General features: G+C 43.8%; 14 protein-coding genes and 1 riboswitch. Of the genes, 11 read left to right on the top strand and 3 right to left on the bottom strand.

Translation table 11 applies throughout. The features are described from left to right. Positions 1-22 precede the first annotated feature (22 nt). A riboswitch (cobalamin riboswitch) is annotated at positions 23-216 on the top strand. Positions 217-240: 24 nt separating this feature from the next. From WG906_RS03650 to WG906_RS03610, 9 genes are all read left to right on the top strand, one after another. Continuing rightward, positions 241-1,446, top strand: coding sequence for an ABC transporter substrate-binding protein (locus WG906_RS03650; protein ID WP_339991163.1), 1,206 nt, complete (start codon positions 241-243; stop codon positions 1,444-1,446). A 49-nt stretch (positions 1,447-1,495) separates the two neighbouring features. Then, entirely contained in the window at positions 1,496-3,712 is a 2,217-nt protein-coding gene (locus WG906_RS03645; RefSeq protein WP_339991162.1) for a TonB-dependent receptor, read from the top strand. A gap of 93 nt (positions 3,713-3,805) precedes the next feature. Next, positions 3,806-4,402, top strand: coding sequence for a cob(I)yrinic acid a,c-diamide adenosyltransferase (locus tag WG906_RS03640; protein ID WP_339991161.1), 597 nt, complete (start codon positions 3,806-3,808; stop codon positions 4,400-4,402). 1 nt (position 4,403) lies between these two features. Beyond that, positions 4,404-4,919, top strand: a complete 516-nt coding sequence (locus WG906_RS03635) for a bifunctional adenosylcobinamide kinase/adenosylcobinamide-phosphate guanylyltransferase (protein ID WP_339991160.1) — start codon at positions 4,404-4,406, stop codon at positions 4,917-4,919. Between the two features lie 3 nt (positions 4,920-4,922). Next, positions 4,923-6,602, top strand: coding sequence for a nicotinate-nucleotide--dimethylbenzimidazole phosphoribosyltransferase (gene cobT, locus WG906_RS03630; protein WP_339991159.1), 1,680 nt, complete (start codon positions 4,923-4,925; stop codon positions 6,600-6,602). After that, the gene (gene cobS, locus WG906_RS03625) at positions 6,599-7,393 is read left to right on the top strand and encodes an adenosylcobinamide-GDP ribazoletransferase (protein WP_339991158.1); all 795 of its coding nucleotides are present in this window, start codon (positions 6,599-6,601) and stop codon (positions 7,391-7,393) included. The genes cobT and cobS overlap by 4 nt, the downstream gene beginning before the upstream one ends. Continuing rightward, on the top strand, positions 7,378-7,899 hold the full coding sequence (cobC, locus tag WG906_RS03620; protein ID WP_339991157.1) for an alpha-ribazole phosphatase: 522 nt from the start codon (positions 7,378-7,380) through the stop codon (positions 7,897-7,899). The genes cobS and cobC overlap by 16 nt, the downstream gene beginning before the upstream one ends. A gap of 530 nt (positions 7,900-8,429) precedes the next feature. Beyond that, complete coding sequence (locus tag WG906_RS03615; protein WP_339991156.1) at positions 8,430-11,732, top strand: glycosyl hydrolase; 3,303 nt, start codon at positions 8,430-8,432, stop codon at positions 11,730-11,732. A 404-nt stretch (positions 11,733-12,136) separates the two neighbouring features. Then, a complete protein-coding gene (locus WG906_RS03610) occupies positions 12,137-12,364 on the top strand; it encodes a hypothetical protein (RefSeq protein ID WP_339991155.1) in 228 nt (75 codons plus the stop codon). Between the two features lie 5 nt (positions 12,365-12,369). On the opposite strand, the gene WG906_RS03605 is transcribed toward WG906_RS03610, so the two are convergent. The 3 genes from WG906_RS03605 to WG906_RS03595 are packed head-to-tail and all read right to left on the bottom strand — an operon-like array spanning position 12,370 to position 17,980. Next, positions 12,370-15,594: an error-prone DNA polymerase gene (locus WG906_RS03605; protein WP_339991154.1), complete on the bottom strand. Its 3,225-nt coding sequence runs from the start codon at positions 15,592-15,594 to the stop codon at positions 12,370-12,372. Between the two features lie 11 nt (positions 15,595-15,605). Further along, on the bottom strand, positions 15,606-17,108 hold the full coding sequence (locus WG906_RS03600; protein ID WP_339991153.1) for a Y-family DNA polymerase: 1,503 nt from the start codon (positions 17,106-17,108) through the stop codon (positions 15,606-15,608). An 11-nt stretch (positions 17,109-17,119) separates the two neighbouring features. Next, a complete protein-coding gene (locus WG906_RS03595) occupies positions 17,120-17,980 on the bottom strand; it encodes an ImuA family protein (RefSeq protein ID WP_339991152.1) in 861 nt (286 codons plus the stop codon). Between the two features lie 159 nt (positions 17,981-18,139). Here WG906_RS03595 and WG906_RS03590 point away from each other — a divergent pair, with 159 nt between their 5' ends. Both WG906_RS03590 and WG906_RS03585 read left to right on the top strand, forming a co-directional pair. Beyond that, complete coding sequence (locus WG906_RS03590) at positions 18,140-18,721, top strand: hypothetical protein (protein WP_339991151.1); 582 nt, start codon at positions 18,140-18,142, stop codon at positions 18,719-18,721. A gap of 2 nt (positions 18,722-18,723) precedes the next feature. Further along, on the top strand, positions 18,724-20,889 hold the full coding sequence (locus tag WG906_RS03585; protein ID WP_339991150.1) for a cation:proton antiporter: 2,166 nt from the start codon (positions 18,724-18,726) through the stop codon (positions 20,887-20,889). Positions 20,890-21,004 lie beyond the last annotated feature (115 nt).

The following is a 21,004-nucleotide window of genomic DNA, read 5'->3' as shown; positions in this document are numbered from 1 at the left end:
TTTTGATTAGATCAGAAAGTTTATAGTTTTGTGGCGCAAAGGTAGCATGTTCTATAACGAACGGCTTTAATAGGGAATACCGGTGTAATTCCGGAACAGTCTCCGCTGCTGTAACCTCATAAAAAATAACCGCAATATACCACTGTCGGCTCCAATGCTGATGGGAAGGTGCGGTTTAGAGGAAGTCAGAAGACCTGCCTTGATTAAATTCATAATGCTTTCGGAAGAAAGGCAGGGAATATGATTAAAGAAGCCAAAACTCCACTCTTGGTTTTCGGGAAAGGTATTTTTCTGAAATCCTCCACTTTCAATTTTACAGGTGTTTTCGCCTGTTTGTTTATCTTTTTTCCAGCTGCTTTAACTGCTAAGTTTTCGGAAACGGCAGTCGATTTATACCCGGTCAAAAGCCAGGTAAAGTACGCAAAAGGCTTCAGCATCACGTACTACGGTACTTATAAGGTGGTTAATGTTATTAACTACTATCATAACCAGAAAGATACGCTTCAATATCTTTTGGTTGACAGAAAGTATTCAATTCCCAGGGGATATGCCAATGCCCAGGTTATCAGAACTCCCCTCCGAAGTATTATTGGAATGTCGTCTATGCATATCGCCATGGCCGATTTTGCTGAATCTGCCAATTTGATTATTGGTCAGGGGAGCCTGCAGTATGTTACATCACCAATGGTACGTCAAAGCATCAAAGCGGGAAAGGTAAAAGAAGTCGGGCTCGACGGCTCGATGAACCTTGAACTAATTATTTCTATGCATCCGGATATTGTAATGGTTATGGGAAATCCCTCTGCAAAATTCAGTCGTTATCAAACTTTGATTGGAGCTGCTGTACCGGTGCTGACAAACAATGAGTGGCTTGAAACAACCCCTCTGGCCAGGATGGAATGGGTTAAGCTGATTGCCGCGCTGTTAAACAATGAAGAGCTTGTCAATCAGAAATTTGCCCGGGTAGAACGGGAGTATCAGCGCCTGGTACAACTCGCTAAAAAAGCAAAAACGCGTCCAACTGTCATTGCCGGTTTGCCATTTAAAGGTACCTGGCTGGTACCCGATGCAGACAGTTATCACACGCAGTTTTTCAGAGATGCCGGCACTAATTATAAGTGGTCTAATGAGAAAGGTACCGGTAGTCTTCCGCTCAGTTTTGAAGCAGTGGCCCCCACAGCTTTAAAGGCCGATTTTTGGCTAAACCTTGGCTATGTAAACAGCAAGAAAGATATTCTGGCTAAAGATTCGCGCTTCGCTTATTTCAAGCCCTTTAAAAACAGTAAAATCTACAACCACAATAAAAAGGTGAATGACATCGGTGCTAATGATTTTTGGGAATCTGGTGGTGTTAATCCCCATATCATACTGGCTGACCTGATAAAAATTCTTCACCCTGAACTGCTGCCCAGACATAAATTGGTTTATTACAAACCATTACCATAGGGACCCGCGGCCCGTCACAATCAAAACAATAATCACTCAAAAAATGAAAATGAACTTTACTCAAGCCTTTTTACCGGCTCTGCTACTATTATTTGCAACTGTATCATCAAGCCACGCTCAGGAACGCACTTCGGATACGCTAAAATCAAGCTATCTGGATGAAGTGGTTGTCAGTGCAACGCGTAACAATGTGAAAAGATCAAAAGTGCCGCAAACCATGACCGTGATTAGTAAATCGGACATTGATCTTACTCCATCGGCAGATTTTACAGACCTTGTAAAGAAAAATTCATCAGTAAGCATTATCCAATACCCCGGCCTATCTTCGGGAGTGGGAATCCGCGGTTTCAGGCCACAGTTTAGCGGATTAAACCAGCGTGCGCTGCTGTTAATTGATGGGAGGCCGGCTGGTACAGCTAATCTATCAACCATTAATAGCACAGATGTCGAGCGAATAGAAATTCTGAAAGGTCCGGCGTCTGCCCTCTATGGTTCTCAGGCTATGGGAGGTGTTGTGAATGTCATAACCAGAAAATCCTCGGGAATGCTTCGCTCGAATGTTTTTGTAGAATATGGATCGTATGAAACTTTCAAAGCCGGAGGAACCTCGGGAGGTAATGTCACCGATAATCTCGACTTCGACTTGTCATTCAATCTGTTCGATAGAAATAAAAACATGAAGCTTGGAGCTGGAAATTTTTTCAGAAAACTACTGGACGCCAAAACGGCTCAAAAAAATTATTCTGATGGAACCCGGGCTGAAGAAGATGATAAAAGAGCTGATGGTTTACGCCGTGAATTTTCGAGATTAACTTATAATTCGGCCAATTTAAGATTAGGCTACAAGCTGACCAATAATTGGAGGGTAGACATTAAAGGAGAACGCTTCGCCGCCAAAAACGTAGAAGCACCCAGCGACATTGCTTTCGGAAATGGAGAGCCAAGTTCAAAAGATATCAATAAAAGCAATGGTGAAGCTTCCCTTTCCGGAAAAGTAAGTAATCATCAATTGTCTTTGCGGGGATATCTTTCAAAGGAAGATAATCTCAACAATACTCTGATATCATCGGGTGCACCTATCATACCTTATTTGTCATTCAGAAGTTCAACCCAATGGAAAGGTTTGCAGCTGAAAGATGTATATCAGATCTCTAAGCACGCTGTTATTGCTGGTATTGATTTTAATGATGCCTCCACAAAATCCCGGAGCTTTAATCCCAATAATACAGAAAAAGCTCCTTTTTCACCAAATTACAACCTTCAGTCTTTAGGGGCCTATTTACAGGGCCAATTAAATTTTCTCGATGAAAAATTAATCGTTAACCCGGGAGCACGGCTTGATTTGATCACCTACAATGTAAAGCAAACTCCTTTTTTAACTGCCTATTCGCCTGGTAAAGAGAGTAATCCTTTTTTTAGTCCGAGCTTGGCAGCACAATATACATTCATTCACTCACTAACGGTACACGGTACGGTGGGACGGGCCTTTGTAACTCCGGATGCGTATAATGTTGCGGGTTATTCAGAAAATGTGAATACTACAACACAGAAGGCGAACATAACTGTTGGGAACCCGAATCTGAAAAATGAAAACTCAACGTCATGGGATGCTGGATTACGTGTGAGTAAACCATCGCTTGGCCTTTCGGCTGATATAACTTATTTCTCTACACATGTAAACGATAGAATCACTACTGAAAGAACTACCTTAACTTCGGGTGAAAAGACTGAGAGCGGATATGTGATTAACACCCGGACTACTTACGTGAACGCAAATGAAGCGAATATCAACGGGCTCGAAGCCGAGTTTGCTTTTGACCTGGGCGCATTAAAGGAAATGAGATATTCATTGAAAGCTTTTGGAAATGCTACCCGAACTTTAAAAGCCGAGGAAGTTACTATCACCAACCCGATTGATCCGGCAACTTCGCAGCCGGCAAGGGTAAAAACCTACCGGGATATCTTTAACGTTACTAATTTTACAGCTACCTGCGGCTTGGAATATAACAACTTAAAAGGCCTGGATTTACGTCTTTCAGGCCGTTATGTGGGAAAAAGGAAAGATACCGATTTTAATGACACCAGGGTTCCGCAAATTACGTATCCGTCGTTTATGACAATAGACTTTGGTGCAGGCTATACCTTTATGAAAAGTCATTCCATAAGTTTGCTTTTAAACAATATGACAGACGAAAATTATTACGAGAAACGCGGCTATAATCTTCAGGGCAGAAGTTTCTCGTTACGATATTCACTAAATTTTTAAGGTAATCCGAAACAGCGGATGAATATGTCATTATAGCCCGCCAGGCCATGCCGTTCGGATGGGCTTCATCTCCATTAAAAACAATTATATCTGATGAAAATATATACTAAAAAAGGCGATAAAGGCACCACAGGACTGTTTGGTGGCAAACGCGTATACAAAGACGACGTTCGGGTTGAATGTATCGGCACATTGGATGAAGTAAATTCGACCATCGGATTACTTCGGGTAAAACTTGGCAACGAGCACCCATGGCAGGCCAATCTCCATAAAATCCAAAAGGATATGATGGATATGATGTCTCATCTGGCACGTCCGTCTGATACAAAAAAGATTAATACTAATCCTTTGCCCGAAGACGGTGCTGTTTTCTGTGAAGAATGGATTGACGCGCTGGAAGAAGCCATGAGTTCGCCGTCTGATTATTTTGTTCTTCCGGGAGGAAACGAAGTTTCAGCTCTATGTCATGTGGCCAGAACACAGATGCGCAGAGGAGAGAGACAACTTGTGAGCCTGATAAAGGAAGATGAAGTACATGAGGCCATTCCCGCTTATATTAACCGTTTATCCGACCTGTTCTTTACCTTAGCAAGGGCCGAAATGGACAAAGCAGGTGTGGCCGAAGAAAAGTGGCAGCTCTTTTTATATAAACGTAAAAAGCAGGCAGAACCCGAAATAAGTACCGAATAACATGATAGTTTTCATAACCGGTGGTGTAAGAAGTGGTAAGAGTGCTTTCGCGCAACGGATGGCGCTTGAGTTAAGCGAACATCCTGTATATATTGCCACCGCAAAAATTTGGGATGATGATTTTAGGGAACGCGTTAAGCAGCATCAAAATGAACGCGGCCCGGAATGGACCACTTTAGAAGCCTATCAGGAAATTCACAGCCTGGCAATTGATGACAAAATCGTTGTAATAGATTGTGTTACCCTGTGGCTGACCAATTTTTTTATGGATTTCAGTGGTGATATCGACTTGTCGCTTAAAGCATTTAAGAAAGAAATCGATTTATTAGAAGCACTTAACGCTACTTTTATCATCATTTCAAATGAAATCGGAATGGGATTACACGCAGACACCCCGGTTGGGCGCAAGTTTGCAGATTTACAGGGCCTGGCCAATCAGTATGTCGCTTCAAAGGCTGAAGAAGCCATTTTTATAGTTTCAGGATTACCCCTGTATTTAAAGCAAAAGGCGCACTAAAGGATGGATTTAGAAGAGTTATTTAAAGCCCGGCGGGACACCCGTCATTTTACCGGAGAAACGGTGCCCCAATCAGTTCTTGAAAAAGCTTTGCTTGCCGGACACACCGCGCCATCTGTGGGCTTAACTGATGCCACCCGCTTTTACATCATCAAATCGACGGAAGTAAAACAGGAAGTAAAGAAACTCTTTGAAGCGTATAATCATAAGGCCAACGAAAAAATTGAGAACGATGCTCAAAAGATACTCTACAATAGTTTGAAATTGGAAGCAATTCTCGACGCTCCCGTAGGCCTTGTTGTATGTTACGACCGGTCGGTGCTGAACGATTTTACCATCGGTACCATCGCCAGTAACGATACAATTAAATTTAGTGCTGTTTGTGCTGTTCAAAACATCTGGCTCTCGTTAACAGAGCAGGGGTATTCGATGGGCTGGGTATCTATCCTCAATTACTATCAATTTAAGGAACTGCTCAACCTGCCCGGCGAAATAGAGCCTCTGGGGTATTTTTGTGTGGGCAAGCCAGCCACTGATTATGAAAAGCAGCCTATGCTGCAACAACTAGGATGGAAAAACAAGACGTTGAACCCTTCTGTAACCGAGATCAGGGAAATTCATAAAATTGGTTCGGTTAAACAGGAGAATGATGAACATGGCATCGTGCGATCCGACCAGCTTTTAAAAGCGTTAAAAGAGAAAATCGATAATAAAACCAAGCCTGTAGGTGCACTGGGGGCACTTGAGCAATTGGCTTTTCAAATCGGCGAAGTGTTTCAAACTACTGCTCCGCAAATTAATAATCCGCATCTGGTGGTGTTTGCCGCAGATCATGGTATCGCGCAACATGGAGTAAGCGCTTATCCCCAGGAAGTAACCAGGCAGATGGTGAATAACTTTTTGGAAGGGGGCGCTGCAATAAATGTTTTTTGCAGGCAGAATGGCCTTTCGCTGCAGATAGTGGATTCGGGAGTTAATTATGATTTTCCCTCCAATGCATTAATTACTGACTGCAAAATTTCCAGAGGTACACAATCTTTTCTGCACGGCCCCGCCATGTCGGTTTCCGAGCTCGATTTATGCTTTTACAAAGGGGCGGAGGTTGTGAAAACTCTGAGTGCCAAGGGATGCAATACCATTGGATTCGGCGAAATGGGTATCGGCAATACATCCAGTGCTTCGGTTTTGATGCATATGCTTTGCGATATCCCGCTTAAGGATTGCATTGGGAAAGGAACGGGTGTAAACGAGGAACAATTTCTTAACAAACTACGAATTCTGCAGACTTCTGCAGAGAATTATAATGGTAGCAGGGATATGTATCATCTGATGGCTTATTTTGGGGGATTCGAGATTCTCCAGATTGCCGGAGCAATTCTTGAGGCCAGGAGAAGGAATATGCTGATCCTTATTGACGGATTTATCTGTACAGCCGCATACCTCTGCGCATCTAAGATTAATCCTGCAGTAAGAAATAGCGCGATATTTTGTCACAAGTCGGACGAAACAGGGCACGATCTACTGCTTGATTATCTCAACGCAGACCCTCTTTTAAATTTAAATATGCGCCTGGGAGAGGGAACAGGCTGCGCGCTGGCTTTCCCAATAATTAAGAATGCTGTAGCTTTTCTTAACGAAATGGCAAGCTTTGAAAGTGCGGCGGTTAGTAATAAGGAGTTATGAAACATGAGTGGCAAATTTTTTTAACCGCCTTATCTTTTTATACCCGGATTCCGGTAAAACCCACAGGCGATTTCCAATCCGGTTATTTAGCTAATTCAATCAGATACCTGCCCGTAATTGGCTGGCTGACCGGGCTTTTTTCTTTTATGGTTTTTTGGTGCTCGACAAAACTTTTCAGTGTGGAGATAGCCATCATGTTTTCCATGCTTGCATCCGTTCTGCTAACCGGAGCTCTGCATGAAGATGGTCTGGCCGATGTATGCGATGGATTTGGCGGGGGCTGGACGCGGGAAAAAATCCTGATCATCATGAAAGACAGCCGAATCGGTACCTATGGTGTTATTGGTTTGGTTTTCATACTCGCCCTCAAGTTCCTTGCCCTTCGGGAACTGGTATGTATAACTTCTTTTCCACGACAATTCGACTTGCTCATCCTGTTTTATTTGCTGGCACATTCACTAAGCCGATTTAGCGCCTTATCTATGGTTTTTACCCATCATTATGCGGGTTTAGAAGAAAACAAATCGAAGCAGATGGTTATGAATACCGGGATATCGGACTTGTATATCGCACTTGTATTTACACTTCTTCCTCTGCTGCTTATTTTTATCCTTACGGCTCAGTACAAATGGATTTTTATCCTGGTTCCTCTTACATTTGTTAAACTTTACCTTGGCCGCTATTTCAATAAATGGATCGGAGGATACACCGGCGATTGTTTAGGCGCGATACAGCAAATTACTGAATTGGTTAATTACCTATCCTTAATTATTCTGTGGAAGTTTTTTTAATCCGGCATACTTGTCCTGATATTTCTAAAGGGCTTATTTACGGAAGGTTAGACGTGCCGCTTGCGGCGACCTTTAACGAAGAAAAAGAAGCCATCATCAGGCAATTACCTGATGGCATAGATGCGGTATATTCCAGTCCGTCAGAACGCTGCACCCAACTTGCCAAAGAATTGTCTTCATCATACATTACAGATGAAGATCTTTACGAAATGAACTTTGGTGTCTGGGAAGCCCAAACCTGGGAAACTATCAATCGGGGAGAATCAGAATTCTGGCTCGAAGATTTCGTGAACAGATGTCCGCCGGAAGGCGAAACCCTTGGGGAAATGCAGGTGAGGGTAATGCGTTTCTGGAACAAGCTTCATAAATCAGATGCAGAACGTGTTGTGTTGGTAACGCATGCAGGTGTTATCAGACTGATTTTGTGCCAAATTAATACTCTTCCTTTGAGCTCCTTCTTTGACATTACTGTGGAATATGGTGAGGTGATTAAGATGGACATATAAGCTCTCTCCGAACGGGTGTTGAACGATAGGAAGCCAATCTGACGAAATTGGATGGATTTGCCAAAGCCAATCTTCAGACTCCCAACCAATATTTATTACTTCGTATTAATGAAATGATCACAACCATTGTAAAAAGTTTATTTGTTTAGCCGGGAGTGCTGACTGACTTTGGTTCTCACTTTACTTAGTGTATTTGCGTTTGATTCCGGCATCCCCATAAAAAGCCTGAAATTCCAGAGAAGTTGCCTGCCGTTGCCAGGCAATTTCACCGGACAGGCTGTAACTTTGATGTTGCAAATTCTGTTTCTGAATGGTTTTAAGGCCGGATTAGGAAGAGTTAAGGTTTTTGCCGGGCGGATTCATGACAGACCATGATAGTAGTTAGTTCTTATCCGTATACTTTAGTATTACCAATAATACCAATCTGAAACTAAGCCATAACTTCAATAAATGCAGGCGGGTTTAAAGAATGACAAATACTAATAAAAACTTAACATTATCGGAGCTCCTGAAAGCTCTCCAACCTTTGTATGATTAGAAAAAATTTTTCATTTAGAATAGCTTCTGTATTAAGTACACTCTGTTTTTTCGCAGTAACGGCAGGTGCACAGACCAATGACGAGCTAAAGAGAAACTTTCAAAACCCTCCCGCTGCCGCCTGGCCTCGTACCTGGTGGCACTGGACTAATAGTAACATCACAAAAGAAGGCATCACCAAAGACCTCGAGTGGATGAAACGTGTGGGTATCGAAGGCTTTCAGCTGGCTGACGTCGCTTCCGGCAGCGGTCAGACAGTGCCCGAGAAGATTGTCTTCGGAACCCCGCAATGGCTTGATGCGGTGCGTCATACAGCAACAGAAGCGGAGCGTCTGGATTTGGAAATGGCGACGTTCACCTCCGCCGGCTGGAGCTTAACGGGGGGGACCTGGGTAAAGCCGGAACAGGCGATGAAAAAACTGGTTTGGTCGGAGATTAAAGTAAATGGCTCTAAGACTTTTAACCAAAAACTACCGGCTCCGCCGAGCACGGAAGGAGCCGGACCCAATGTATTCAGCAAAAATTCAAAGGCAGGCTCTTTTTATGCTGATTATTCCGTGATTGCTTTCAGGACACCGGAAGCTGAGCTGGAAGATGAAAATGTAAAACCAATCTTCAGTACCAACCGTGGAGCGGAAGAGGGCGGAGCACTTTACGACGGAGACATGTCGACAAGTGTTACTATTAAAGCTTCTGGTGGCCAGAAAAAAAGATCCTGGCTGCTTCTGACCTATCCGAAGCCTTTCAGGGCCAGGGCTTTGTCGATTGCCGCTGCCAGGGGAATTCCTTTTGCGCAGGTAGCCGCCAGCAACGACGGCGTTAATTTCAAAACTCTTACCAATCTGCCCGGAAAATCGGGTTACAGGGGCGGTAATATCCGGACATATGCATTTCCTGAGACGACCGCAAAATATTATCGCCTGGAGTTTACCAATGCACCAGTCAGGCCAGCGGATGTGATCTCCGAGAGAACGACGCTAATGGATAGTGTTTATACACTGTCCGAGCTGCGGCTCCATTCGGGAGCAAGGGTAAACCGATGGGAAGATAAGGCAGGTTTTAATATGTTATTCGAGTATACAGGGGTTTCTACACCAGAAGCGCCTGCTAATGCGCAGATACCGAAAGCAGGGGTGATTGACCTTACTTCTAAGATGAAAGCGGATGGCACTCTTAACTGGGAGGTGCCAAAAGGGAACTGGACGATCATGCGGTTTGGTTATGCGCTTACGGGGGCGAAAAACCGGCCGGCGGTCCCGGCTGCTCTGGGATACGAAGTAGACAAATTGAGTAAAAAACATTCTGAAGAGTATATCCGGCATTATGCTGCTCTGCTCAAAAGCGCCGTAGGACCTTTATTCGGTAAGCGTTTAGGATATATGATGATGGACAGCTGGGAAGCCGGAATTCAGAACTGGACGGACGAAATGGCGGAAGAGTTCCAGAAACGCCGGGGCTACAGTCTTGTCCCTTTCCTTCCGGTTATGGCCGGGCACATCGTAGGCGACGCGGTGACGAGTGATCGTTTTCTATGGGACTTTCGCCGTACCCTGGTCGACATGTTCGCCGAGAACCATTACGGAACAGTTACAGCCTACCTGAACAGTCAGGGAGTGAAAACATACGGCGAGGCCGGAGGAGTATCGCTCGAGACCATTGAAGACGCACTGCTGAATAAAAAGTATGTGGATATCCCGATGGGAGAATTCTGGGTAAAGGACCTTCACCCTTCATCGATGTATTACCAGGATGTACGCGGTGCAGCCTCCTCTTCTCATGTATATGGTAAGAACCTGGTGGCTGCTGAATCTTTTACCGGCGGTAATTTTGAATCTCCGTTTACGCTCAAAAAGATCGGGGACTACTGGTTCACCCAGGGAATAAACAGGCTGGTGTTCCACACCTCGGCGCATCAGCCGCTGGATACGAAGCCAGGAAATGCCATGGTGGGTACTCATATCAACCGTAATATTACCTGGGCAGAGGATGCTCGTCCGCTGTTTACACATTTTGCGCGCAATTCCTATATGCTGCAGCGTGGCTTATTTGTAGCGGATGTAGCCTATCTGTTAAATGAAGGAGCTCCGTCGACTATGCCTTTCTGGGGCGGCGGTTTAAAACCTGAATTACCCGAAGGATATGACTACGATTACATCAACGCTGATGCGCTCATTGGCAGGATGAAGGCCGATACCTCTGGGCGGCTGGTATTGCCGGATGGGATGAGCTATGCCATCCTTGTATTGCCGGATGCTACTGAAATGACTCTGCATGTATTGAAAAAACTGAAAACCCTGTTAGCTGAGGGCGCTACGATAGTTGGTCCGAAACCAGTTAAACTGGCAGGGCTGAACACTGCGGCAAATGCCGACCTGGAGTTTGCAAGCCTTGCCGACGAAATTTGGGCAGACCTGGATGGCCAGAGCCGGACCCGCCGCGAGTATGGCAAGGGCCGCATTTTCTGGGGAGTACCCCTATCTCAGGTATTGGCGGCTGCAAATATTTCGAAGGATGCGGAACTAAGCTACAAGGCGGATAAAACAGCCTGGATTCACCGTAAGGATAGCGACCGGGATATTTATTATGTGGTTAACCGAACTGATACTGCTCAGCAGCTGATCGCCCGTTTCAGGGTGAACGGTAAAAATGTAGAATTATGGGATCCGGATGAAGGAACAACAGCTCCCGTATCTTATCTTATGGCCGGTAAGTTTACTGATGTACAGTTTGAATTGCCAGCCGGGGGATCAAGCTTTATAGTGTTTTCAGGGCAGGCTTTGCCGCAGCCAGCGGTTGCTGCAAAGCCCGAGAAGATCCTGTCCGAAATTCCAGGTCCCTGGGAAGTGACCTTCCCGGCAAAATCAGGGGCTCCCGAAAAGGTCCAGTTTGCTTCTCTAAGTTCATTTACTGTAAACGCAGAACCGGGTATAAAATACTTTTCCGGCAAAGCTGTTTATCGTAAAGCCTTTCCGGTGCAAAAGGCCTGGCTGAAAGAAGGGGGCAAGATCTATCTTGACCTTGGAAAAGTTAAGGACCTGGCCCACGTAACAGTTAACGGCACCAAAATGCCTCTTATATGGAAAGCGCCTTTCCGCGTGGACATTACACAGGCCCTTAAAGTTGGGGACAACGACCTTGTTGTAGAGGTGACTAACGGATGGACGAACAGGCTTGCAGGTGATAATCTTTTCCCGGATCAAAAAATACTCGATGGTTATGTAAGACCCTTCGGCGGCCCATACCAGCTGCAGGAATCAGGTCTTCTTGGGCCGGTTAAAATTGTAATGCAAAAATAAAATTAAGATGAGAACTACACTGGTTTATCCTAATATAATAGCGCTTAGTATGAAGGTGAGTGATACGCTGAAAGATCAGATGCGCCGACATTCGTGGCAGGCATTCCTGTAAATTATGAGGAGGCGAAGGTTGGGGCCCTATTCCTTGCCCGATTTCCTGATCAAATCCAATGGTAAAAAAGTGACCAGCAGTGATAACTGGATGAAAAATCGTAGACCTGAGATCCTGTGCCTCTTCACAGAGAACCAATTCGGAGCGGTCCCGATATAACCGGCAGCGCTTTCATTTAACGTGTTCGACAAAGGTACTCCTGCATTCGGGGCAAAGCTATAAGGAAACAGGTGCGGTAAATAATAGTTCTAATTTTTTGCTAATATACTTAGTTTTGTTAGCTTTGAGCTCTATGCCAATCATCACTTTAAAATATAACGGGACTATCTACCAGCGTAATATAAGTCGGGAAAGCAAGGGAATTTATATTATGACTTCTAAGGGTAATCAATACTGGTTTCGTAAAGATTCTGATGTTTCAACAAATCGGGGCTGGCATCTGGTTAATGGCACAAGCTTACCGGATTTTATGATGGAGCTTATTTCAGAAGAGCTGGAAAAGCTGCATAATGCGGGTTAATAGTCTTATTTGAAATTTCTCCCCTTCGGAAAAACCTCTTTTTCCACAGCATCCCTTACCTGCGATCTTTTATTCTCCGCCGGAAAAGGTGTCTTTTCATCGGCTCTTGATAAGGTTAATACAGGCTGATTATCATTTTCCATAACAGTAAGCCCTCGCAACAGCTTTGATAAATCAAAGCATCGCCTGGCGATCACGTGAATTACTTCACCTTCCCGCTGGAGCTTCCCTTCAACCATTAACAGCTTCGCACCCAGAATCTCTTTCCGGTAAGTCTCAAAAAGCTGCTGAAACACAACCAGATTCGAAAATCCTGTCTCATCTTCAATGGTGATGAAGCAAACGCCGCCAGCCGTTCCGGGTCGCTGGCGAACGAGTACCAGACCTGCTACTTTTACTAATGTTCCATCTTTTACATCCTTAAGGTCCTCTGACGACAGAATACGTAATAGCTGGAGCTTCTCACGAACAAAGCTGACCGGATGTGCCTTTAATGATAAAGCTGTTGTTGCATAGTCGTGCACCACATGTTCGGCTGTGGTCATTAAAGGAAGACTAATCTGAGTTTCTAAGCTGCTTTCTGAAGGCTGCCCCTCAAACAGGGCGATTGGCCTGTCATTCAGAGCCGAAACTTCCCACAAAGCTTGTCTTCGATCCAGCCCCAATGACCTGAAGGCATCTGCATCGGCCAGTCGTTCCAACGCAGCCTGGGAAACACCAGCATCGCGCAAAGCAGGAATGCTTTTGTAGCCTGTTCTTCTTGCAGAGACCAGGGTCTCTGCGTCTTCCTGTTTCATCCCTTTTATCTGTCTTAATCCTAGCCGCAATGCAAAATACTTACCCGATTTTTCTTCCAGCAGGTTATCCCATTGAGAGTAATTAACATCTGCCGGTCGTACTTCAACCCCATGTTTACTGGCATCAATCACCAGTTGAGCAGGTTGATAAAAGCCCATTGGCATACTGTTTAATATAGCTGCCCCAAATACATCGGGATAATAATGCTTCAGCCAACAGGAAACATACACCAACAGGGCAAAGCTTGCGGCATGGCTTTCGGGAAAACCATAACTTCCAAATCCCTCCAATTGCTTAAAAATCCGGTGGGCGAATTCTTCCGAATAGCCCTTAGATTTCATGCCGTTGATTAACTTCTTCCCAAACTGCGTCACCATACCTTTCAATTTAAAAGTCGCCATGCTGCGGCGCAGTTCATCTGCTTCAGCAGGCGTGAAGCCTGCGGCAACAATGGCTATCTTCATGGCCTGCTCCTGGAAGAGCGGAACTCCCAAAGTTCTTCTCAGTATTTCTTCCAGTTCTTTTGATGGATATTCAACGGGCTCTTCACCATTACGGCGACGAAGGTAAGGGTGCACCATGTCACCCTGAATTGGTCCGGGGCGAACGATAGCTACTTCAATCACCAAATCGTAAAAGCATTTTGGCCTTAAACGGGGCAGCATCGTTTGCTGGGCTCGGCTTTCAATCTGGAATACCCCGATGGTATCGGCATGACTGATCATTTCATAAACCTCCGGGTCATCCTGATGAATATTAGCCAGCGTTAAGTTCAAATCGTAATGCTTTTTAGCTAAATCAAAAGCTTTACGAATACAGGTTAGCATTCCCAGGGCTAAAACATCTATCTTAAGAAAACCTAAGGCATCAATATCATCCTTGTTCCACTCTATATTGGTTCGATCCTGCATGCGGGCATTCAGGATAGGGCAGAGGTCAGTCAATTTCCCCTGAGTAATCACAAAGCCGCCTGTATGCTGACCCAGTTGCCTTGGAAAGCCCATTAATTGAGCAGTTAGCTGCAATACTTTTCTCAGATGCGGATCTCCGGGATTTAACCCTGATTCAATAAGGCGGGGTTCATCAAACCATTCATCCGTAAATTCCCATATCGCACCAGAAAGACGGTTAACGGTATCTACAGACAATCCCATTGCTTTTCCTACATCCCGAATTGCACCTTTTTGATGCAGTTGAGTAACCGTAGCTACAATGGCCGCCCGCTCACGGCCATATTTATTATAGATATATTGAATTACTTCTTCTCTGCGCTCATGCTCAAAATCGACATCTATATCCGGCGGTTCATTACGTGCGGAGGAGATAAATCGCTCAAATAATAAGTCAAATTTGGTTGGATCAACGGAAGTAATGCCCAGGCAATAACAAATGGTAGAGTTTGCGGCAGATCCACGCCCCTGACATAAAATGCCCTGCTGTCTTGCAAAGCGAACAATATCATACACCGTAAGAAAGTAAGGAGCATAGTTCATTTCCTCAATAAACTTCATCTCATGGTGGATATTGGCAAGTATTTTTTCGGGAATGTTTTCTCCATAATGTTCTCTTGCACCTTCCCATATAAGGAGGTCCAGCTCTTCAAGTGGAGTTCGATCCTCACTTGTAATCTCTTCAGGATAAACATATTTCAGTTCATCCAGTGAAAACTGGCAGGCCTTAGCTATTTCCTTCGTACGTTCAATTGCATCAGGATACTGCCTGAACAGCCGTTGCATTTCATCTATTGGCTTCATGTATCGTTCCGCATTTTGATGAAGCCTGAAACCTGCATTCTGAATAGTGCATTTTTCACGGACACAGGTTAATATATCCTGTAATTCCCTTCGCCCTAAACTGTGGTAATGCACATCATTAGTTGCCACCAGGGGAATCCCTAAGCGCTCAGATAATTGTGCCAGCCGAAAGAGTTTCTTGCTGTCATCGCCCTGATAAGAACGTGTCGCTGAAATATACAGGCTGTTACCCAAAACCTCGCTATAATCCCTGGTTTGCTGCTCAAAAGAAGGGTCAAAGTTAAATACTTCATTAAGTGCAGCCGGAGGTATAACAATCAGCTTTAAACCCTTAGCATGGTCATAAACATCTTGTTTGTACAGGATACAGTCGCCTTTTTCAGCCCGAAGATTTCCTTTGCTTAACAGGGCGGAAAGACTGCAATAAGCTTCAAGATTAGTTGGGTAAGCAAGCAAGTCCGGGCCATCCATTAAGTCCAGCCGGCAACCGGGAATTAAAGTTATTCCCTTTGCCTTTGCGGCTACATGCGCCCGTACAATTCCCGCCAGGGTATTCCTGTCGGTAATCGCCACTTTTGTGTAACCCAGTTCAGCTGCCTGCTGTACCAGTTCTTCCGGATGAGAAGCGCCTCGCAGAAAGCTGAAATTGCTTGTTACCTGTAATTCTGTGTAGCTCATACTCCCTTCTTCTATGCAAAAAAGCCATGAATAAACCATTGCTTTGACTGGCCTCCCTCATAATGCCCGAGCCTAAACAACCAATACCGTTGTCCATCCTGATCCTCCACATTATAATAATCTCTGTGCTCACCACCTTCAAGCCACCATTCGCGTTCGATCCGTTCAGGGCCGTCGGCTTTTTTAATATGATGTACCTTATCTTTATATCTGAACATCAGCGGCGGATAATCTGGTATGGGTGCCGTAACATCTACGGGTTCAGGTCTGGCTAAGATTCTTACCGGTCTTGGTTTGTCGCTGCGCCATGATGTAATTGCTTGATCCTGTAAAGAGGACGCTGGTTTTATTGACCGCTCCGGCCAGTAATGCTCATCAGGCAGATAACGATGAATAACTCTTGTACCAGCCTTAGCTGTTATCCTGTCGAGAAGCTCCGCTACTCCTTCGTCATCTAAACCTGGTTTCCTTGCCCATAAAGCTTCCTGAGAAAGAGAAACTTCCTCCACCTTTAATGCTTCCAGTATAAAAAGCTCAATACCTAAGCCGGGAGCAATGGAAGCTATCTTCAATTCAAACAGTTTAAATAGATGCTGAACATGATAAGATGCTCTATTGGTCCCAATCTTTGCCTGCTGAATTTTACCATCTACACGATAGCACTTGAGTATTGCGGTTCTTATTCCCATTCCCTCCTGCTGAAGGCGCAGGCAAAGTGTTTCAAGAAGACGATTAATGGCTATCTCAATTCCAACTTTTGTACGGATGGGTTCCATACAAGGTAGTCGTTCCTGCCAGGGCTCTGGTACTATGATGGGCTGAATATATTCTTCAGCCTGACCGAGTGCCTGAGCTAGTCTTAATAAAAGGCCCTCACCAAAGCGCCTGCGTAAGGCAGAACGGGGCATACTGATAAAACTCCCAATTGTATATAATCCCAGTTTTTGCAAGCGTGTTAATACCATTGACTCTAAGCGTAAAGCAGCTGCGGGAAGTGACAGGAGAGCGGGTGCCTGCTTAGCGCTTTCGATTATTGGACTTACCTGTCCGAAACGTGAAATGGCCCAGGCTGTTCCAATGGTATCTGCGATGGCAGCACGCACATCATAACCTGAACCGCGCAAACGGGTTACGATCTCTTTCAAATAAGCCCGTTCGCCACCCCAGAGATGGGCGCAGCCGCTGATGTCGAGAATCAGTCCATCGGGAAGATTTAATGCTACAATAGGAGTATAGCGGATGCACCATTTACCAAGAGCCTTCAGCAATTGTTCGGCGCGTTTGGGTTTTTCATCGAATACCTGCAAATCAGGAACCATCGCCTTTGCATCGGCCACCGGCATTCCAACGTGTATGCCCTGCGACCCGGCAATAGCGGTAGCAGCTGTAATTACCTTTCGTCCATGATCAGGGATAGCAAAAACAAAAGGTATCTCTTTTAATTCCGGCCGGCGAAGTGTTAGCCAGTCGGTCGTTAAATGACGGAACCATATTGTAGCATAGCGTTTCTGCATCTTTCATCCTCCTAACCAGCTTTCCTTGTTTGCTCTTCTTCTGTAATAACCGCCGACTTCTTATCAACTACCGGAACAAATCTTCCCGCATGCCATTCAATCGTCCATGAGCCGGGATTACCGTTGCGTACCTTCAGCAGTTCTACATTCCACCTAGGGAAGCCAAGTCCGGGCATACCATCTTCCAGTTCACTTGGTAAAGATTTAATCCTCCATCTGGCCACACAAGCGGTTGTACTTAGTTTTTTGGTGTTTTTTCTTAGTATAAATCCCGTTACCCTGCTTTTCTCAACTACCAATTGCAGCCTTCGGGATTCTGTAAAGCTTATTTCTTCAATTTCTCCGATCACTGCTGCAAGAGATCCGCATTTCAGCGCTTCTTCCATTGCCCAGAGAATATCTTTTTCTAGTTTCAGGTCGATAAAGATGATGCGGTCCGGGTCAACGCCAAAGCTTTTCAAAGCTGGTGGAAAAAGAGTAGGGGAGGTACTGATCCACAGGCAAATACCGCCTTGTTGCATGAATACTTTCAATAAACCGCCCAGGAACCCGCCTCCAGCAGCGGCATATTCCGGTTCCTCCGTTAAAAATTCATGTATTGCTCCTGTGGGGAATACTGCATTAGGAAAGGCCGCCTCTATTTGTTCTAGTCCGGCAAAGCGGGTACTGCTTGCTTGCGGAATATTAATGCCCTGCCATTGCAAAATGTTCTTTTGCAATTGAGAGATGAGATCTTTTTTGGTGGCAAGCATAATTGTATAAAGAATAGATACAAAAATAATGCTAAAAATATTAGTATTATGGTTTTGTTGAAAATAATTTGCAGGTGTGAGAGAAAAGGATTTAAGAGAACTAACTTTTTTTAGACCCATAAAATAGCCGTTTAATGTTGCGGGTAATTTTTTTGAAATATGATTCTACTTGACTCTTACCTATTTAAAAAAAACCTATTTAGTAGAAAATCGTTATTATATCCTTTAAACATTCACTCATAAGGCAACGAAGGTTTCCACAGAACATAATTGCAAATTATGTATTCAAAATTATTCATCCCCCTCTTTCTTGCTTCGACATTTTTTTTAGGATGTGGAAGTACAGATACTGAAAAGAAACTCGATTTCAGAGAACAGGAAGTTCAGCGAAAAGAACAGCAATTACTTATACTGGAACAACAGTTGAATTTGAAGGAGCAGGAACTTATTAGAAGGGAGCAACAGGCTGATAGTTTTAAAGTTAAAACAGACACACTTGGAGTTTACAACCCGAAATTATTAGGTAACTGGACGGTGAGCATGCATTGTATCGAGGCGAACTGTGAAGGTTATGCAGTGGGGGATATAAAAACAGAGCATTGGAATATCTCTTATCGAAACAATAAAGTTATCGTGAAGGCTATGTCCAACAATAAAGTGATACGTACTTATTCAGGTTTATTCAAAGAGAATAGCTTAAATCTTAAAGCACAGCCAGTTCCGGATGCTGATACAGAAATGAAGGTTGTTTTAAACCCTCATGCCACAAATGAGAACTTAATGGAAGGACAACGGGTGATCGACAGAAGGAATAATTGTAGGGTTGTTTTCTCCCTCAAAGTAGAAAAACAACAGGATTAGATATGAATATAGTTTTACTGTCTGCTATTGACTTCTCTCTGCCTTTAAAGAACCCTGTGATTATTTTTTCCCTGGTACTTTTTATAATCTTATTTGCGCCGATTCTATTTAACAAAATTAAGATTCCACACATTGTCGGTTTGATTGCAGCCGGTATTGTTATTGGTCCCTATGGCTTAAATCTGCTACTTCGTGACAGCAGTATTGTTCTGTTTGGGACTGTTGGGCTCTTGTACATCATGTTTACTGCCGGCTTGGAAATAGACATGGAGGAGTTTAAGAAAAACCGCTTAAAAAGTCTGGTTTTTGGAATCTTTACTTTTATCCTTCCTTTAGTTTTAGGGAGTCTTGCGGCTTACTACATGCTAAATTTTAGCGTTTACCCCTCAATATTATTCGGGAGTATGCTATCAACACACACCTTATTAGCTTATCCTATTGTCAGCAAATATGGAATTGCCCAGATCAGAGCCGTAACATTAACCATTGGAGGAACAATTGTAACAGATATCCTTTCTTTACTCGTACTTGCTGCTGTGACAGGTATGACCAGAGGTGATATCGGCTTTTCTTTTTGGATACGCCTGGTGCTTGGCTGTATTATCTTCGGCTGCATCGTATTCTTGCTGTTCCCTATTATTGCCCGCTGGTTTTTCAAAAGATTCGATGATCATATTTCACAATACATTTTTGTGCTGGCGATGGTGTTTTTAGGATCTTTTCTTGCAGAGATTGCCGGGTTGGAGGCAATTATAGGTGCGTTTCTGTCAGGACTTGCTTTAAACCGGTTTATCCCGCACGTATCACCGCTGATGAACCGTATAGAGTTTGTTGGAAATGCCTTTTTTATTCCATTCTTCCTGATTGGTGTAGGCATGTTGGTTGATGTTAGTGTTTTATTTAAAGGATTAGGGGCTATAACAGTTGCTGCAGTAATGATTCTGGTGGCCGTTACATCGAAATACCTGGCTGCTGTTTTTACCCGAAAGACTTTTAATTTATCTAAAGATGAACAGCGTTTAATTTTTGGATTAAGCAATGCCCGCGTTGGTGCAACTTTGGCGATAGTTCTTATTGGCTATAATATTATACTTGCTGAAACCGCAAGTGGAGAACCTATAAGGCTTTTAAACGAAGATGTGCTAAATGGAGCAGTGTTAATGATTCTGGTGACTTGTACGATAAGTTCATTTGTAGTTGAAAAAGCGGCGCAGGTAATTGCTTTAAAAGAAGAAAGCTCATTTCAAACTCAGACACATACGAATGAGAGAATCCTAATCTCTTTTGCTTATCCCGAGACGGTTTCAGACCTGGTAGATTTCGGTCTGATGCTTAAGCCTCATAAAAGCGACATACCCGTTTATGCACTACATGTAACCCTAGATGATAACGCCATGGATAATTCGGGCGTCGACGGAAAGAAGATGATGGTGAAAGCATTGAAACATGCCTCTGCCACTGGAAATGTGCTGATTCCTATTACCCGCTTTGATATCAATATCAGTCATGGTATAATTTATACCATTAAAGAACATAATATCACCGATGTCCTTATTGGACTTCATCACAATAGTGATCAACAAGCCTTTTTTGGCCCAACTGCTGAGAAGATTCTAAAAAGCATACAAGACACCATTTATATCTATAAACCTTCCCAACCCTTTAATACTTTAAAGAAGATGGTAGTTCTGGTGCCAGATCAGGCAGAGCTTGAACCTGGGTTTGTGCACTGGTTTGATAAACTAACTACTATCGCCAAATCAGCGGGGATGCCGATAACGTTTTATGCCGGAGACAAGACATTGGCTGAACTGAAAATTGCTAATGAAAATACCATTAATGGCCCCGCAATGCAGTTTAATGAGTTTAATAATTGGGAGGACTTTTTGATTTTTAGTCGCGAATTAAAATCGAATGAATTTTTCGTAATTATTAATTCCCGATATGGTAACGTCTCATACAATCAATATCTCGAAAAGTTACCTTATTACCTTAGTTCGTATTTTCAAAACAATAGTTTTATGATTTTATATCCCAGGCAGTTGGATCAGAACCCCGTCATGGAAGATATTCTCAAATCAGATTCTTCTGTGTTAGGGTCTATCGCAAATGAAATGCGCTACCTCAGATCTTTTGGAAATTCGTTAAAAAAGATTTTTCGCAAATAAACCATAAGTTTCATTACCGACTAAATCCTTGATTCCCTTACTGTATTACCACCAATAGATAATGCAGCTACTGGTGCGGACAAAAAAAGGTAAATGGTATATAAGACTCTTTTCT

It is taken from the genome of Pedobacter superstes, assembly GCF_037622515.1.
GTDB lineage: Bacteria > Bacteroidota > Bacteroidia > Sphingobacteriales > Sphingobacteriaceae > Paradesertivirga > Paradesertivirga superstes.
The sequence above is the reverse complement of the archived record's forward strand: the minus strand, read 5'-3'. Positions and strand labels throughout refer to the sequence as shown.

What these genes read in the sequence shown, in the direction of transcription:
- WG906_RS03640 (WP_339991161.1), top strand. Translation starts at nt 3,806, where the DNA reads ATGAAAATATATACTAAAAAAGGCGATAAAGGCACCACAGGACTGTTT.
- WG906_RS03605 (WP_339991154.1), bottom strand. Translation starts at nt 15,594, where the DNA reads ATGAGCTACACAGAATTACAGGTAACAAGCAATTTCAGCTTTCTGCGA.
- cobT (WP_339991159.1), top strand. Translation starts at nt 4,923, where the DNA reads ATGGATTTAGAAGAGTTATTTAAAGCCCGGCGGGACACCCGTCATTTT.
- WG906_RS03645 (WP_339991162.1), top strand. Translation starts at nt 1,496, where the DNA reads ATGAACTTTACTCAAGCCTTTTTACCGGCTCTGCTACTATTATTTGCA.
- WG906_RS03650 (WP_339991163.1), top strand. Translation starts at nt 241, where the DNA reads ATGATTAAAGAAGCCAAAACTCCACTCTTGGTTTTCGGGAAAGGTATT.
- WG906_RS03590 (WP_339991151.1), top strand. Translation starts at nt 18,140, where the DNA reads ATGTATTCAAAATTATTCATCCCCCTCTTTCTTGCTTCGACATTTTTT.
- WG906_RS03635 (WP_339991160.1), top strand. Translation starts at nt 4,404, where the DNA reads ATGATAGTTTTCATAACCGGTGGTGTAAGAAGTGGTAAGAGTGCTTTC.
- cobS (WP_339991158.1), top strand. Translation starts at nt 6,599, where the DNA reads ATGAAACATGAGTGGCAAATTTTTTTAACCGCCTTATCTTTTTATACC.
- WG906_RS03610 (WP_339991155.1), top strand. Translation starts at nt 12,137, where the DNA reads ATGCCAATCATCACTTTAAAATATAACGGGACTATCTACCAGCGTAAT.
- WG906_RS03595 (WP_339991152.1), bottom strand. Translation starts at nt 17,980, where the DNA reads ATGGGTCTAAAAAAAGTTAGTTCTCTTAAATCCTTTTCTCTCACACCT.
- WG906_RS03600 (WP_339991153.1), bottom strand. Translation starts at nt 17,108, where the DNA reads ATGCAGAAACGCTATGCTACAATATGGTTCCGTCATTTAACGACCGAC.
- WG906_RS03615 (WP_339991156.1), top strand. Translation starts at nt 8,430, where the DNA reads ATGATTAGAAAAAATTTTTCATTTAGAATAGCTTCTGTATTAAGTACA.
- WG906_RS03585 (WP_339991150.1), top strand. Translation starts at nt 18,724, where the DNA reads ATGAATATAGTTTTACTGTCTGCTATTGACTTCTCTCTGCCTTTAAAG.